This window comes from Streptomyces avidinii (genome assembly GCF_014650695.1).
GTDB classification, from domain to species: Bacteria; Actinomycetota; Actinomycetes; order Streptomycetales; family Streptomycetaceae; genus Streptomyces; species Streptomyces avidinii.
The window spans coordinates 71,360-87,153 of the sequence record NZ_BMVL01000022.1 but is presented as its reverse complement, the minus strand read 5'-3'; the positions used below and the strand labels follow the sequence as shown (position 1 = coordinate 87,153).

12 protein-coding genes, 1 tRNA gene and 1 pseudogene are annotated in these 15,794 nt (G+C 69.0%); 11 read left to right on the top strand and 3 right to left on the bottom strand.

Annotation, left to right across the window (positions count from 1 at the left end):
* A pseudogene (locus tag IE257_RS35690) lies at window positions 1-1,793 on the bottom strand (hypothetical protein); the annotation flags it as partial.
* Between the two features lie 581 nt (window positions 1,794-2,374).
* On the opposite strand from IE257_RS35690, the gene IE257_RS35685 reads away from it, so the two are divergent.
* Together IE257_RS35685 and IE257_RS35680 are read left to right on the top strand one after the other, a co-directional pair.
* The gene (locus IE257_RS35685; protein WP_189974004.1) at window positions 2,375-3,052 is read left to right on the top strand and encodes a hypothetical protein; all 678 of its coding nucleotides are present in this window, start codon (window positions 2,375-2,377) and stop codon (window positions 3,050-3,052) included.
* Between the two features lie 160 nt (window positions 3,053-3,212).
* A complete protein-coding gene (locus tag IE257_RS35680; protein ID WP_189974003.1) occupies window positions 3,213-3,395 on the top strand; it encodes a ScoMcrA-related endonuclease in 183 nt (60 codons plus the stop codon).
* Window positions 3,396-3,450: 55 nt separating this feature from the next.
* Here IE257_RS35680 and IE257_RS35675 read toward each other — a convergent pair whose 3' ends face one another.
* Both IE257_RS35675 and IE257_RS35670 read right to left on the bottom strand, forming a co-directional pair.
* Window positions 3,451-4,209, bottom strand: coding sequence for a hypothetical protein (locus tag IE257_RS35675; RefSeq protein ID WP_189974002.1), 759 nt, complete (start codon window positions 4,207-4,209; stop codon window positions 3,451-3,453).
* Window positions 4,210-4,483: 274 nt separating this feature from the next.
* Window positions 4,484-4,555: transfer RNA gene (locus tag IE257_RS35670), tRNA-Arg, on the bottom strand.
* A gap of 106 nt (window positions 4,556-4,661) precedes the next feature.
* Between IE257_RS35670 and IE257_RS35665 the strand changes: the two genes are divergently transcribed.
* The 9 genes from IE257_RS35665 (at window position 4,662) to rpmE (ending at window position 15,788) form a co-directional block, all read left to right on the top strand.
* The gene (locus tag IE257_RS35665; protein ID WP_372453068.1) at window positions 4,662-5,135 is read left to right on the top strand and encodes a response regulator; all 474 of its coding nucleotides are present in this window, start codon (window positions 4,662-4,664) and stop codon (window positions 5,133-5,135) included.
* 114 nt (window positions 5,136-5,249) lie between these two features.
* Window positions 5,250-6,239 carry an ArgS-related anticodon-binding protein NrtL gene (nrtL, locus tag IE257_RS35660; RefSeq protein WP_189974000.1) on the top strand — a complete coding sequence of 330 codons (990 nt, stop codon included), beginning with the start codon at window positions 5,250-5,252 and terminating at the stop codon, window positions 6,237-6,239.
* Between the two features lie 19 nt (window positions 6,240-6,258).
* Window positions 6,259-7,650: a diaminopimelate decarboxylase gene (gene lysA / locus IE257_RS35655; RefSeq protein WP_189973999.1), complete on the top strand. Its 1,392-nt coding sequence runs from the start codon at window positions 6,259-6,261 to the stop codon at window positions 7,648-7,650.
* Between the two features lie 125 nt (window positions 7,651-7,775).
* Window positions 7,776-9,065, top strand: a complete 1,290-nt coding sequence (locus IE257_RS35650; RefSeq protein ID WP_189974005.1) for a homoserine dehydrogenase — start codon at window positions 7,776-7,778, stop codon at window positions 9,063-9,065.
* Between the two features lie 6 nt (window positions 9,066-9,071).
* Window positions 9,072-10,142, top strand: a complete 1,071-nt coding sequence (gene thrC / locus IE257_RS35645; RefSeq protein WP_189973998.1) for a threonine synthase — start codon at window positions 9,072-9,074, stop codon at window positions 10,140-10,142.
* Between the two features lie 395 nt (window positions 10,143-10,537).
* Window positions 10,538-11,464, top strand: coding sequence for a homoserine kinase (gene thrB, locus IE257_RS35640; RefSeq protein WP_189973997.1), 927 nt, complete (start codon window positions 10,538-10,540; stop codon window positions 11,462-11,464).
* Between the two features lie 432 nt (window positions 11,465-11,896).
* Window positions 11,897-14,074 carry a transcription termination factor Rho gene (gene rho / locus IE257_RS35635; protein ID WP_189973996.1) on the top strand — a complete coding sequence of 726 codons (2,178 nt, stop codon included), beginning with the start codon at window positions 11,897-11,899 and terminating at the stop codon, window positions 14,072-14,074.
* Between the two features lie 212 nt (window positions 14,075-14,286).
* The gene (locus tag IE257_RS35630; RefSeq protein ID WP_189973995.1) at window positions 14,287-15,387 is read left to right on the top strand and encodes an LCP family protein; all 1,101 of its coding nucleotides are present in this window, start codon (window positions 14,287-14,289) and stop codon (window positions 15,385-15,387) included.
* 182 nt (window positions 15,388-15,569) lie between these two features.
* Window positions 15,570-15,788, top strand: a complete 219-nt coding sequence (gene rpmE, locus IE257_RS35625; RefSeq protein WP_030708126.1) for a 50S ribosomal protein L31 — start codon at window positions 15,570-15,572, stop codon at window positions 15,786-15,788.
* Window positions 15,789-15,794 lie beyond the last annotated feature (6 nt).

The window sequence follows — 15,794 nt, the reverse complement described above, 5'->3', positions numbered from 1 at the left end:
ACCTTCGCCTTCGGAACACCCAGTCCCTCACGCGTGTCCATCAACCGGGTGGGCGCGATCGGCTTGTAGGTACCCAGGCCGGGGGCCGGCGGCGGCGTCACCGTCAGGGTGCCGCGCGGATAGTCCTGGTTGAGCGCGTTGACGGTGATGCCCCAATGGCCGGCGGGGGCACTTCGCAGGTCCACGGTCGCCTTCAGCGTCTTGGCATCGTCGGAGACCGAGACGGTCGTGGCCGTCAGCGGAGCCGGCCCACCGGTCAGCTTGACGGTGGTGCTCATGCCCAGCGCCGTGCCCTGGACGGTCAGGGTCGCCACGGTGCCGCTCTGCGCGGTGTCGGGCGTGACCGTTCCGACGGACACGTTCTCGGAGCCGCAGGGCGCGTTGGTGCAGGTGAGCTCCGCGCGGTAGACCGAATGGTGGGACCAGTCCTGCAGAGAGAGGACCAACAGGCCCTGGTCGACGCCCTGGCAGTCGTACCAGGACGATGAACTACTCGTGACCGTGCAGAGGTTGCGCCCCGCGTTGTCGTAGAGCGCGGGCTGGGGGCCGGGGGACCCGTCCGTGGCGGTGGAAGTGCTCAGGAGCCTGAACTGGTCACCCGAGACGCTCGGCAGGACCGCGCACACGCCGGTGCGCTGCCCGTCGAGCGTGCCGGTCAGCGGGCCGTACCCGTACGCCACCGATGCGACCCGGGTGCATTCGGGCGCGGGCCCGGCGGCCGTGGCGATCCGCCAGGCGTCGATCCCGTAGGAAGCGGGCAGGTAGAAGTTCTCCGGTACCTGGGTGACCACCTGGTAGCCGGTGGAACCCGTGGTGTTGCACGCCCAGGTCCGCTGGTGGCAGGCGATGCCGCCGTTGTTGTCCATGACCAGCACGTTCGTGCCGTCGTGGACGTCCCGGGGGTTGATGTGCAGCCGGTCCGTGGCGGCGGCCGTGGTGAACCGGTGGCAGCGCAGGGTGCCGACCTTGCCGGACGTGCCGGTCGTGGCCGGGGCGCCGATCGCCGTCGCGGCGGAGGCGGCGCAGCCCTTGGCCGTGGACGTGACGTCCCGGCGGACCACGGTGTGCTTGCGCACTTCGTCCTGGCCCTGCAAGAGGACGGTGTACGCCTTGCCGGCGGTGAAGGAGCAGCTGGTGAGGCCGTCGGTGCGGAGCTGCTGGCCCTGAGCGGGGTGGTCGTAGCAGGAAGGCGGCCCGTTGCCGTCGGTGTCGACCAGGCTCATCGCGTAGCGCGGGAACAGCTTGGTGTCGTCCGGGACGCCGTAGCGGATGCGGAGGAGCTCGGCGGTGGAGTGCGCGTCGGCCGGGATGGTCAGGCAGTGTGAGAAGACACCGTCGCCGGTCCACAGCTCCACGGCAGCCTCGTCGTCGGCGAAGTTTCCGGCGGGCAGGACCCGGCAGTCCTTCTGGAGTACGTCCGTGCGGACGAAGTGGACGCCGTACGGCCCGGTCGCGGTGCCGTTGTCGGCGCGTACCAACGCACGGAACGGTGCCGCTCCGGTCAGAGCGCAGCCACCCCGGCTGAGCACACCTGCGGTGCACTGTGCGGTGCCGTTCCGGTCGACCACCTCGACACCGACGGTCACTCCCGCGCCGCCGAGCGAGGTGAGAGCGGCGATCCGTGCACCCTGCGGGCTCGGCAGCTCCAGGCAGCGCGTCTGCCCGGCCGTGGTGAAGGTGCCCGCGTACCGGCCTTCGGTGACGCCGACGCAGTCCTCGGCGACGGGTGCGGCCTGAGCGGCGCCCACCGGCAGGAGAAGTGCGGCGAGGACGGCGAGCAGGCACGTCAGCACGGTGGAAATCGGACGTCTTGCCGAGGCCAAGGTCGTTGGCATGAACCCCCCAGGGTGATAAGCGACGAGTGATCGTCGCATGTCACGTCCGGCCCCATCGAAGCGGGTGCCGTACTGCCGGCGGGCGCGCGGCGGAGACGCCACAGCCTCTTCCCACTCGGCCTACTCCGGCCCTCCCGGGTCTCGAAGTCCATCGCGCCCCTTCATCCGGGGTGTTGCGACGACCACTGGAACCGAAGGTGTCCGTGGGGGCTACTGGGGAGCTACCTCTTGACCGTGCTCCAAGTAGCTGACCCCTCCCGCGTGCCGGGCAGTTGCCGCAGCTCTGCGGCCTGACGTCCCGAGAGGTGGACAAAGATCGGCCGGTGCCGATCCCGCCGGTCCTGGTGGCCCTTCTGCGTGCGCATGCAGCCGAATTTCGGCACGGCGCCGGACGGACGGCTCTTGGCCAACGAGCGTGGGGGACTCCTCGGCAGCTCCAGCTACTGGCTGGTGGCCAGTTCCTTGCGGGCGTTTCTTCCATTGACCACATGGAGCAACCCAGAGAGCTGCGGACCGGGGTTCGTGGCCAAGGTATGAGCATGGGCAACAGTGACGACGGGGCAGCAGCGTCCCAGAGAAGTCGTTCCGACGCTGTGCACAAGTGGGTCGCTACAGTGGCCGGTGTAGCTGCCTTCGCTTTTTCGCTCTACAATTTCGCAGAACTCCAAAAGAAGCCAGAGATCGAGTTGACACTTCCTCATCTCATGCGCATTGGGGTGATGGGCAAGGATGCCCACTTCTATGTTCAGCCGACCGTTTCCACCAGAGTCAAGACTCAGGATGTCGAGGTCATTCGTGAAGCACGTTTCGAACTGACCCCCGCCGCGTCCGTTGCCTCTTCGAAGAGGCCGATTTTCTACTGGAAAGAGGTCGGCGTATGGAATTTCGACCCGGCTTCCGAGTGGCTTTCGTACAGATGGTCTGGCGACCCTGCCCCGTTCCTTGTTAGCCAGGACAAACCTCAACAGCCGATCTTCTTGTTTCAGGCCGACAACTGGAGCTTCGAGCCCGGTCGATATGAGGGATCGTTGCAGTTGAGTCGGGCGGGTGCCCGTAATCCGCTGATCAAGACCTTCTGTATTCTCCTCTCAAAGAAAGCTGCTGACGAAATCCGTGGCGGTGCCAGTAAAGGAGGTATCTACTTCTTCCGCAACGATCTGCCCAAGTTTGGCTCTTCCGGTAAGTATTCGGACTGCTATGTAAGGGAGACGGATTAGGCGCGGATCAAGGCCCTGGCCGGGCGATGCCACGAGGCGCGTTTCGAGGATGGGAGCTGGCTTGCTGGTGGTACCGCCCCATGGGGGGCAGGTGGCGGGTGTAGGTCCCGGCGGCCGTGCGAGGGAGGCGAGGCCGACCCTCCACATACACTCCGTGGCCATGGCCAAGGGGCTGATCTCGCGGGACGACATCCTCAAGACGCTGGAGGAGTACGAGGCCTTGGGGCGCGACGCCTTCCTCGACCGCTACGGCTACCGGGAGGCCAGCACGTACCTGCTGGTGCACGATGGCAAGGACTACGAACCCAAAGCCATCGCCGGCGTGGCCCGAGAAGGAGCTTGACCGGAGCTGCGAGGGCCGGGGTTGGTTTTTCGCACACCCGCCGCCTACGAGAACGCTAGTTGATGCGCGCGAAGCGCCACGACCTGTTGATGTACCCCTTGCTCTCCCTGGATCTCGCTCTCGCTTTCTCCCGGCTGGTCTGGATCAGTCGGTATCTACCTTCCGAGTCCTCACGCTTAGCGTCAAAGAATGGTTCCGCGAGGTCGAGTAGTTCTTCGTCGCCAGTCCATAGTGTCGAATTGGACTCAAGGGAATAGGAGAGGATCAGGAGATCATTGAGGGTGTTCCTGAAATCCTTCTTCGGATTTTTCCCCTGCTTCTTGAATTCGTGCAGCAATTGGTAAGCAAGTTCAAGGTGCTGATCCTCGGTGCTGCGGCAAGGAAGTCCCAGTGCGGTGAGGAACTCGAACCGCGACTCTAGAGCTTTACTTTCAGCCTTTCCGAGGTGACCGATTGCGCTTCGGAATACGTTGAGATTCTTTTGGTTCACCGCGGAGCTGATCCCGCGGTGGCCGTACTCGACTACTGATGGATAGTCGTTATTGAAATCCATCACAAGCCGGTCTGTGCTTTTTCGGTGAAGCGGGAGATTGCTTGGTCGGCCGAAGCGTAGTTGGTGCCGCGGCAGCCCGTACGGTGCCCCGGAGTTCAGGAAGTCGGCCAGCAGGGTGGAAGGAACGAAATATCGACTCTTCCCTGTCCCTCTATCCCGCACCATGAGGAACTCGTGCGCCACGGTTGAGGTGATCACGTGTCCCTCCGGAGGGATCTCCCCCCGGCCAAGGAAAGCGTCGAGCAGGACGTTCGTGTCCACGACGGTCGTTGTCGAGTCCTCATGGGGCCCAGTCGCGTGCGTCATGGCTCCCCCAACTGTGGTGCTGCATCTGGTCGGCAGCGTGCCACAACGGCTGAGGAAGGGCCGGCGAGGGTGGCGGCGGCGTCGGGGCAGAGGAGCTGGCCTCTGTCGCAGGTCTATCGTGGCCAGTGCGTAACAACGACAAAGGCCCGGACTCAGTGAGACTGAGTTCGGGCCTTCATGCTTGGCACTTCAGCTGGTCAGCGGCGCGATCGCGCTGTATCTGCTGGAGTGCCCCCGGCAGGATTCGAACCTGCGCACACGGCTCCGGAGGCCGTTGCTCTATCCCCTGAGCTACGGGGGCGCGTCGTTGGTGTTGCGGCGACGGGTTGAACACTACCAGCTTCCGTGGGGTGATCAGGAACCCGTTTGCGGGGGAGGGGGGGGTGGTTCGCCCGCAGGGGGTGGAAGTGGCAAAAACCCGGACGCGGGGGCCCGGCTCGACCTACTCTCGAGTTGTGCCAGGCGTCTCGGGCCGGGTGCTTGTTGTCGACGACAACAAGGTCATCCGGCAACTGATCAAGGTCAATCTCGAGCTGGAGGGCTTCGAGGTCGTGACCGCGAACGATGGTGCCGAGTGTCTGGACGTCGTGCATCGCGTGGCTCCCGATGTGATCACTCTTGATGTGGTCATGCCACGACTGGACGGGTTCGGGGCCGCCGCGCAGCTGAGGGCCGATCCGCGGACGCGCGACGTGCCCGTCGCCATCGTCAGCGCCTGTACGCAGCAGGAGGTGGAGGCCGGGATCGCCGCCGGGGTCGACGCCTTCCTCGCGAAGCCCTTCGAGCCCACCGAGCTGGTACGGATCGTGCGCAGGCTGATCGAGCGCAAGGACCGGCGCGACGGGAGGAAAGGGGCGCCCGCCGGGAGGGGGAGGGGCTAGGTGCGGTCGGTCACGACACCTTCTTCTGTTTCCGTCGGCTTGCTTCTCGCGTCCGCTGTTCACATGGCGAAACCCTTCGCGGGATGAGGGGGCGTCTCCCCTAGGCTGGGACCCGTGAACCCCGCCGACCTCCCCCGTGCCGTCGTACGCGCCGTGCGCTGCGCCGTCGCCGACGGGGAGCTGGCCGCCACAGTCGTCGTGCCCGAGCGGGTCGTCGTCGAGCGGACCCGGCCCGGTGGGGTGGGGGACTACGCCACCCCCGTCGCCTTCCAGGTCGCCAAGCGCGCCGGGTGCGCGCCGCACGCCGTGGCGCAGGTGCTCGCCCGTCGGCTCGCGCAGGAGCCCGGCATCGACGATGTAGAGGTCACCGGTCCCGGGTTCCTGTGTTTCGTGCTGCCGGCGCCCACCGCCCCCGATGTCATCTCGCGGGGGATCATCGACGACATCGTCATCCGAGATGCAAGGGGAGGGGCTGCCTTCCTCTCGCCCGCGGACGCCGCGGACACCTCCCTCGGACTGCGGGAGCGGGTCGTGCGCGACTGCGTGCTGCGCCTCCTGCGCACCCAGAGCGACCGGGCTGCCCGAGGCGACCTCGACGGCCTCGCCGTCGCCGCCGTCGCCGAGCGCGACGGGGACGTCCTCGCCCGGTACGGGCGCGAGGCCGCCTCCTGGGCCATGCTCGCCGTGCCGGCCAGGGAGACGCCCACCTTCGGTGCCGCGCTGCTCCTCCAGGGCGAGGCGAGCGAGTTCTTCCGGGTGCGGTACGCCCACGCCCGCGCCCGCACCCTCGTACGCAACGCCGGGCAGCTGCGCTTCGGGCCCGACGCCGGGGACGTCGACGACGCCCCGGAGCTGCTGCGCGCCCTGGCCGACCACCCCCTCGTCCTCGAGGCCGCCGCCCACCACCGCGCGCCCGAGCGGCTCGTACGGCAGCTCGTCGAGCTGGCCGACGCGCTGCTCGACTTCCAGTACCGCGTCCTGCCCAAGGGAGACGAGAAACCCTCGGCCGCCCACCGCGCCCGGCTGGCTCTTGCCGAAGCCGCCGGGACGGTGCTGGCCGGCGGCCTGGCCCTGCTCGGCATAGACGCACCGACACGCCTGTGACCCGCGAAGAGAGATACCGATGAGCCGTTCCGCGCACCCCGCCGGGCCCCGCCACGCCGACGTCCTGCCCGAAGGGCACTACTCCCCGCCGCCCGCCGACCTGAACGCGCTGGACGAGAAGGTCTGGGCCCGGACCGTCACCCGCGGCAGCGACGGCGTCGTCTCCGTCGGCGGCATCGAAGTCACCAAGCTCGCCGAGGAGTTCGGCACCCCCGCCTACTTCCTCGACGAAGAGGACTTCCGGGCCCGGTGCCGGGCCTGGGCGCACGCCTTCGGACCCGACGCCGACGTGTTCTACGCCGGCAAGGCGTTCCTCTCCAAGGCCGTCGTGAAGTGGCTGAAGGAGGAGGGGCTGAATGTGGACGTGTGTTCCGGCGGGGAGCTGACGACCGCACTCGCGGCCGGGATGCCCGCCTCCCGCATCGCCTTCCACGGCAACAACAAGTCCGAGAGCGAGATCCGCAGGGCCGTCGAGGCCGGGGTCGGGCGGATCGTGCTCGACTCCTTCCAGGAGATCGCCCGCGTCGCGCACATCGCCCGTGAGCTGGGTGTACGCCAGCCCGTCCAGATCCGTGTGACGGTCGGCGTCGAGGCGCACACCCACGAGTTCATCGCCACCGCGCACGAGGACCAGAAGTTCGGCATCGCCGTGGCCGACGGTTCCGCCGCCGAGGCCGTGCGGCGCGCGCTCGGGCACGACTCGCTGGAGCTGCTCGGCGTCCACTCCCACATCGGTTCGCAGATCTTCGACATGGCAGGCTTCGAGGTCTCCGCCAAGCGCGTCGTGCGGCTGCTGGCCGCCGTGCGCGACGAGCACGGCGTGGAGCTGCCCGAGATCGACCTCGGCGGCGGCCTCGGCATCGCGTACACCTCGAACGACGACCCGAGCGAGCCCCACGAGATCGCCAAGGCCCTGCACGAGATCGTGGCCCGTGAGTGCGAGAGCGCCGGGCTGCGCGCCCCCCGGATCTCCGTGGAGCCCGGCCGCGCCATCGTCGGACCGACCGCTTTCACCCTCTACGAGGTCGGGACGATCAAGCCGCTGGAGGGGCTGCGCACGTACGTCTCCGTCGACGGCGGGATGTCCGACAACATCCGCACCGCCCTGTACGACGCCGAGTACTCCATTTCCCTGGTCTCCCGCACGTCCGAAGCCGAGCCCATGCTCGTGCGCGTCGTCGGCAAGCACTGCGAGAGCGGCGACATCGTCGTGAAGGACGCGTTCCTGCCCGCCGACCTCGCCTGCGGCGACCTTCTGGCCGTCCCGGCCACCGGCGCGTACTGCCGTTCCATGGCCAGCAACTACAACCACGCGCTCCGCCCGCCGGTCGTCGCCGTGCGCGACGGAGCGGCCCGAGTGATCGTCCGCCGTGAGACGGAGGAAGATCTCCTGCGTCTCGACCTCGGATGATGAAATAGGTGTCTCACTCAATGGACCGAGGATGGAAACTGCTGTCCATTGAGTGAGACTGGTTCCACCCGGCGGGCAAACCGCCCGCAGGGTACTGATGGAAGACGAAAGGCGTAGGTCGAATGATGCGTACGCGTCCGCTGAAGGTGGCGCTGCTGGGCTGTGGAGTGGTCGGCTCAGAGGTGGCTCGCATCATGACGACGCACGCCGACGACCTCACGCAGAGGATCGGCGCGCCCGTGGAGCTCGCCGGTGTGGCCGTACGCCGCCCCTCCAAGGTCCGCGAGGGCATCGATCCCGCGCTGATCACCACCGATGCGACCGCCCTCCTCAAACGCGGTGACATCGACATCGCCATCGAGGTCATCGGCGGCATCGAGCCCGCTCGTACCCTCATCACCACCGCCTTCGAGCAGGGCATCTCCGTGGTCTCCGCGAACAAGGCGCTGCTCGCCCAGGACGGCGCCGCGCTGCATGCCGCAGCCGAGGCGGGCGGCCGGGACCTCTACTACGAGGCCGCCGTCGCCGGAGCCATCCCGCTGGTCCGCCCGATGCGCGAGTCGCTCGCCGGCGACAAGATCAACCGGGTGATGGGCATCGTCAACGGCACGACGAACTTCATCCTCGACAAGATGGACTCCACCGGCGCCGGGTACCAGGAGGCGCTCGACGAGGCCACCGCCCTCGGGTACGCCGAGGCCGACCCGACCGCCGACGTCGAGGGCTACGACGCCGCGGCCAAGGCCGCGATCCTGGCCGGCATCGCCTTCCACACCCGGGTCCGCCTGGACGACGTGTACCGCGAGGGCATGACCGAGGTCAGCGCCGCCGACTTCGCCTCCGCCAAGCGGATGGGCTGCACCATCAAGCTCCTCGCCATCCTGGAGCGCGCCGCCGACGGCGAGTCCGTCACCGCCCGCGTCCACCCGGCGATGATCCCGCTCAGCCACCCGCTCGCCTCCGTCCGCGAGGCGTACAACGCCGTCTTCGTCGAGGCGGAGGCCGCCGGGCGGCTCATGTTCTACGGGCCCGGCGCGGGCGGCGCGCCGACCGCGTCCGCGGTCCTCGGCGACCTCGTCGCCGTCGCCCGCAACAAGCTCGCCGAGGCAACGGGGCCCGGCGAGTCGGCGTACACCCAGCTGCCGGTCAGCCCCATGGGGGATGTCGTCACCCGCTACCACATCAGCCTCGATGTGGCGGACAAGCCGGGCGTCCTCGCCCAGGTGGCGACCACCTTCGCGGAGCACGGTGTCTCGATCGACACGGTGCGGCAGCAGGGCAAGGACGGCGAGGCCTCCCTCGTCGTCGTCACTCACCGCGCACCCGACGCCGCCCTCTCCGGGACCGTCGAGGCGCTGCGGAAGCTGGACACCGTCCGCGGTGTCGCCAGCATCATGCGTGTTGAAGGGGAGTAAGGACCCATGAGCAGCAATCGCACTCATCAGTGGCGCGGCATCATCGAGGAGTACCGGGACCGCCTGCCGGTGACGGACGCGACTCCTGTGGTGACGCTCCGCGAGGGCGGCACTCCCCTCGTCCCCGCCCAGGTGCTCTCCGAGCGCACCGGCTGCGAGGTGCACCTCAAGGTCGAGGGGGCGAACCCCACCGGGTCCTTCAAGGACCGCGGCATGACCATGGCGATCACCAAGGCCAAGGAGGAGGGCGCGAAGGCGGTCATCTGCGCCTCCACCGGCAACACTTCGGCCTCCGCCGCGGCGTACGCGGTGCGCGCCGGGATGGTCTCCGCGGTGCTCGTGCCCCGCGGCAAGATCGCGCTCGGCAAGATGGGCCAGGCGCTCGTGCACGGCGCCAAGATCCTGCAGGTGGACGGCAACTTCGACGACTGCCTGAACCTGGCCCGCGCACTCTCCGACAACTACCCGGTCGCGCTGGTCAATTCGGTCAACCCGGTACGTATCGAGGGTCAGAAGACGGCCGCGTTCGAGATCGTCGACGCGCTCGGCGACGCCCCCGACATCCACGTGCTGCCCGTCGGCAACGCCGGCAACATCACCGCGTACTGGAAGGGCTTCAAGGAGTACAAGGCCGACGGCCTGGCCACCCGTACGCCCCGCGTGTGGGGTTTCCAGGCCTCCGGTTCCGCGCCCATCGTGCGCGGCGAGGTCGTCAAGGAACCGCACACCATCGCCACCGCGATCCGGATCGGCAACCCGGCGTCCTGGGACTACGCGCTGGCCGCGCGTGACGAGTCGGGCGGCTTCATCGACGAGGTGACGGACCGCCAGATCCTGGCCGCCTACCGGCTGTTGGCGGCGCAGGAGGGCGTCTTCGTCGAGCCCGCCTCGGCCGCCTCCGTGGCCGGTCTGCTCAAGGCCGCCGAACTGGGCCTGGTCGACCCCGGTCAGAAGATCGTGTGCACCGTCACCGGCAACGGCCTGAAGGACCCCGACTGGGCGATCGCCGGCGCTCCGCAGCCGGTCACCGTTCCGGTGGACGCCGAAGCCGCCGCCGTGCGCCTCGGCCTGGTCTGACGGCGGCGCAGCCCCGGAGCAGCACGGCACCGGAGCTGCGCCGTGCCGAAGCAGTGCCGCAGCATCGTGTGAAGCCGGTTCCGGAGGGCTCCCGAGGGTCTTTCGAGGCCCTCCCGAGGTCCCTCCGGAACCCGGCAACTCACCCCGTACGACAACAAAAATGCGGCCGAAGCCGGTCGAAGTCGGTCGAAGCCCGCGACACGCATCGTGCGCCTCCTGTGCGCCCTATGTCGCGAGAGAACCTTCCTTCGATACGCTGTACCTACATCCGCCACCGCGCATATGACTGCGGTGCTGCCCCGAGGGCCTTCGGGTGTCGTACGTTCTCCAGTACATTCGCAGCGAGCCAGCGAAGAGCGAAGATCTCGCACAGTCACAAGGAGTGTCATCGGACGATGGCCGGTCCAGCGTTCCGCGCCGCCGCCGTACGGGTGCGCGTTCCCGCCAGCAGTGCCAACCTCGGCCCGGGCTTCGACGCCCTGGGCCTGGCCCTGGGGCTCTACGACGACGTGGTCGTCCGGGTGGCCGACTCCGGCCTGAACATCGACATCGCGGGTGAGGGCGCCGACACCCTCCCGCGGGACGAGAGCCACCTGCTCGTACGCTCCATGCGCACCGCCTTCGACCTGCTGGGCGGCCAGCCGCGCGGCCTGGAGGTCGTCTGCGCCAACCGCATCCCGCACGGCCGCGGCCTCGGTTCCTCCTCCGCGGCCATCTGCGCCGGCATCGTCGCCGCCCGCGCCGTGACCATAGGCGGCGAGGCCAAGCTCGACGACGCGGCGCTGCTGGAACTCGCCACCGAGATCGAGGGCCACCCCGACAACGTCGCCGCCTGTCTCCTGGGCGGGTTCACCCTCGCCTGGATGGACGGCGGCAGCGCCAAGGCGATCCGTATGGAGCCCGCCGAGTCCATCGTTCCGGTGGTCTTCGTACCGTCCAGGCCGGTCCTCACGGAGACCGCGCGCGGCCTGCTGCCGCGCTCGGTCCCCCATGTGGACGCAGCCGTCAACGCGGGCCGTGCGGGCCTGCTCGTGGAAGCCCTGACCAGGCGCCCCGAGCTGCTGCTGCCGGCCACCGAGGACCGGCTCCACCAGGAGTACCGATCGCCGGCGATGCCGGAGAGCGTGGCACTCGTCAACAGGCTGCGGGCGGACGGGATCCCCGCGGTCATCTCCGGCGCGGGACCCACGGTCCTCGCACTGGTCGACAACGGCGCGGCCGACAAGGTCGCGCAGCTCGCGGGCGAGGGGTGGGCGGCCAACCGGCTCGCTCTCGACGCCGCGGGCGCGAGCGTACTTCCGCTGGGCACCCAGGGCGGCTGAGGCCGCTTTTCTGGAGTGCGCAGCCGGTCAGGGGCGGGCGGCCTGGGCAGGCCGCCCGCGCGGAAGGGCGCGATTGCCGGTGATTGAGAGGGGGAATATCTATTGGATCCGGTAGTGTTAGTCTCAAGTGCGCATCGGAAGCCGCCATGGCTCGGTGCTCAGTGTCCCCATTGGGGACCACATTTCTTCCGGGAGCCTCCCCGACTGCTTTGATCACTTCCAGCAGTTTCGAGCACGCTCCGGAATCGGCGTGACATTCCCACGCTTCCAGCTCGGGGGCTTCTCGCCGGAACCAGCCATGCACGTTTCTTCCGCCGTATTTCTACCGGCGGACCACCGCCCCGGCACGGTCCACACCTAGGACCGTTGTCGGACAGCACAACCGGTCGCCGAGCCAGACAGGCCGACGTCCGCTCCAGGGAAGGACCCTTCGTGAGCGACACCACCGATCTGATGGGCGCTGCCGACACCTCTGTCGACACCAGTGCCCCCGCCGCGGGCGCCGCACCCAAGCGTCGTCGCACCGGCACCGGCCTTGACGGCATGGTCCTGGCCGAGCTGCAGCAGGTCGCGTCGGGCCTCGGGATCAGGGGCACCGCGCGGATGCGCAAGAGCCAGCTGATCGAGGTCATCAAGGAGGCGCAGGCGGGCAGCAGTGCCCCCAAGGCCGCTGCCTCCGCTGCCGCAGACACCGCCGAGGCCAAGCCGAAGCGCCGCGCCACCAGCAAGGCCCGCACGGGTGAGGCCGCCGCCGAGGCGCCCGCCGAGAAGCCCGCCACGCAGGCGCAGATCGAGATCCCGGGCCAGCCGGCAGGGGGCCCCTCCCGCTCGAGCGCAGCCGAGAGTGGGGGAGACGACGCGCCGGTCGGCGAGCGCCGCCGCCGTCGGGCCACGGCCCCCACCGGCAGCCCGGAGGCCTCGGCCCCCGTCGCCGTGCAGGTCGAGCAGAAGACCGAGACCGAGACCGCCACCGCCGCCCCGTCCGAGGCCAAGGCCGAAGCCGCCACCGCGGTCTCCGCCGGCCAGGCGCAGGGCCAGGACGGCGAGGGCCGTGGCCGTCGCGACCGCCGTGACCGCGGTGACCGCGGTGACCGCGGTGACCGCGCCGACCGTCAGCGCGACCGCCGTGACCGCGGCGCCAAGGGCGACGACCAGGGCCAGGGCGGCCAGGGTCAGGGCCAGGGCGGCCAGGGCCAGGGCGCGCAGGGCGGCCAGGGTCAGGGCCAGGGCGCGCAGGGCGGCGGCCGTCAGGACCGCGCCGACCGCCAGCAGCAGGGCGGCCGCGGCCAGGGCCAGGGTCAGGGTCAGCAGGGCCGTCAGGACCGCCAGGACCGCCAGGACAACGGTCCCCAGGACGACTTCGACGGCGAGGACGGCCGTCGTGGCCGTCGCGGCCGCTACCGCGACCGCCGTGGCCGTCGTGGCCGCGACGAGTTCGCGGGTCCGAGCGAGCCGACGGTCGCCGACGACGACGTCCTGATCCCCGTCGCGGGCATCCTCGACATCCTCGACAACTACGCGTTCATCCGGACCTCGGGCTACCTGCCCGGCCCCAACGACGTGTACGTCTCCCTCGCCCAGGTCCGCAAGGCCGGTCTGCGCAAGGGTGACCACACCACCGGTGCCGTGCGCCAGCCCAAGGACGGCGAGCGCCGCGAGAAGTTCAACGCCCTCGTGCGTCTGGACTCGGTGAACGGCATGGCGCCCGAATCCGGCCGCGGCCGCCCGGAGTTCCAGAAGCTGACGCCCCTGTACCCGCAGGACCGGCTCCGTCTGGAGACCGACCCGGGCGTGCTGACCACCCGCATCATCGACCTCGTGTCGCCGATCGGTAAGGGCCAGCGCGGTCTGATCGTGGCCCCGCCGAAGACCGGTAAGACCATGATCATGCAGGCGATCGCCAACGCGATCACCACCAACAACCCCGAGTGCCACCTGATGGTCGTCCTGGTCGACGAGCGTCCGGAAGAGGTCACCGACATGCAGCGGTCGGTCAAGGGCGAGGTCATCTCCTCGACCTTCGACCGCCCGGCCGAGGACCACACCACCGTCGCCGAGCTGGCCATCGAGCGCGCCAAGCGTCTCGTCGAGCTGGGCCACGACGTGGTCGTCCTGCTGGACTCCATCACCCGTCTGGGCCGCGCGTACAACCTCGCGGCGCCCGCCTCCGGCCGCATCCTGTCCGGTGGTGTCGACTCGACCGCGCTGTACCCGCCGAAGCGCTTCTTCGGTGCCGCGCGCAACATCGAGGACGGCGGCTCGCTGACCATCCTGGCCACTGCGCTCGTCGACACCGGCTCGCGCATGGACGAGGTGATCTTCGAGGAGTTCAAGGGCACCGGCAACATGGAGCTCAAGCTCGACCGGAAGCTCGCCGACAAGCGCATCTTCCCGGCCGTCGACGTCGACCCGTCGGGCACCCGCAAGGAGGAGATCCTCCTCAACGCTGAGGAGCTCGCCATCGTCTGGAAGCTGCGCCGGGTGCTGCACGCGCTCGACTCGCAGCAGGCGATCGAGCTGCTGCTCGACAAGATGAAGCAGACGAAGTCGAACGCCGAGTTCCTGATGCAGATCGCGAAGACGACCCCGTCGGGCAAGAACGACGACTGACGTCCGGCTCGCGCATCACCGCGACAGCCCTCGCCGCACCCGCGGCGGGGGCTGTCGCGCGTCCGGGCGGCTTTACGGGGTAGACGCGCCCTGCGGTGCGGTTCGGCCCGGAATGGAACCCTGCGCGCCATACACCCGTCTGTGTCAGAGGGACCGCGCGGTGGACGGCGGGCCACAACGGCCAGGGGACCGGACTCAGGACTGAGGAGAGCATGACCGAGGAGAGCAAGGACCACGGCGGGCGCGCCGCGGCCAGGCGCCGACGCAAGCCGGCGAAGCGCCGCAGGGCCCTCGCCATCACCGCCTGGAGCGCCGCGGGCGTGGTCCTGCTGGGAGGGGCGGGCCTCGGCTACTTCTACTTCAAGTTCAACGGCAACCTGAAGACCGTCGACATCGACCAGGCGCTCGGCACCGATCGCCCGCAGAACGTCGACAACGGCTCGATGGACATCCTCGTCCTCGGCTCCGACTCCCGCGGCGGTGCCAATGGCGAGTACGGCCAGGACGACGGCGGCTCCGCCCGCTCCGACACGGCGATGATCATCCACCTGTACGAGGGCCACGAGAAGGCCAGCGTGGTGTCCATACCGCGCGACACGATGATCGCCCGCCCGTCGTGCGCGACGGCCGGCGGGAAGACCGACCCGGGCGGCTCGCGCACCCAGTTCAACGAGGCGTTCACCGTCGGCGGGGCCGCCTGCGCGGTCAAGACCGTCGAGAAGATGTCGGGGATCCGCATGGATCACTACATCGAGGTCGACTTCACCGGCTTCAAGAAGATCATCGACAACCTCGGCGGCGTCGAGGTGACCACCACCAAGCCGATCAAGGACGGCGCCAGCCACCTCGACCTGGCGGCCGGCACCAACAAGCTCAACGGGGAGCAGGCCCTCGGCCTCGTACGCACCCGCAAGAGCGTCGGCGACGGCAGCGACCTGGGCCGAATACAGCTGCAGCAGGCCTTCATCAAGGCGCTCATCAAGCAGGTCAAGGGCATCGGGCTGTTCGACAACCCGAAGAAGCTGCTCGACCTCGCAGACTCCGCCACCAAGGCGATCACCACCGACAAGGCGCTCGGTGATGTGAAATCCCTCATGGGCTTCGCCCAGGGCCTCCAGGGCATCGACGCCCAGGACATGCAGATGATCACGCTGCCGGTCACGACGGACGCCCGTGACGCCAACCGCGTGGCCCCCCTGACCAAGGAGACCAAGATGGTCTGGGAGGCCCTGCTGGCCGATCGGCCCATCCCGGCCGAGGCCACCGTGAACTCCTCCGGCGACAAGAGCGCGGCCGGTTCGATCGTCCAGTAGGGCCCGCTCCGCACCGGCCGCGGGCCGGTGCGGAATAGATGGCGACCCCTCCCCGTTGAGGAAGGCGTCCTCAGAATTTTGACAGGCAGCCCGGTCCTGGCAGACTGGTCTGTCGGCCCCGGTTCACGCAGTGCGCAATTCGGCTCCTGCGACCCGGCGCCCTCCCGAATCTAGGAGACACCTTGAAGCGCGATGTTCACCCCGAGTACGTCGAGACCCAGGTCAGCTGCACCTGTGGCGCGTCGTTCACCACCCGTAGCACCCTGACCGAGGGCTCCATCCGAGCCGAGGTCTGCTCCGAGTGCCACCCGTTCTACACGGGCAAGCAGAAGATCCTCGACACCGGTGGCCGCGTGGCCCGCTTCGAGGCGCGCTTCGGCAAGGGTGCGGCCAAGAAGTAGCGCGAC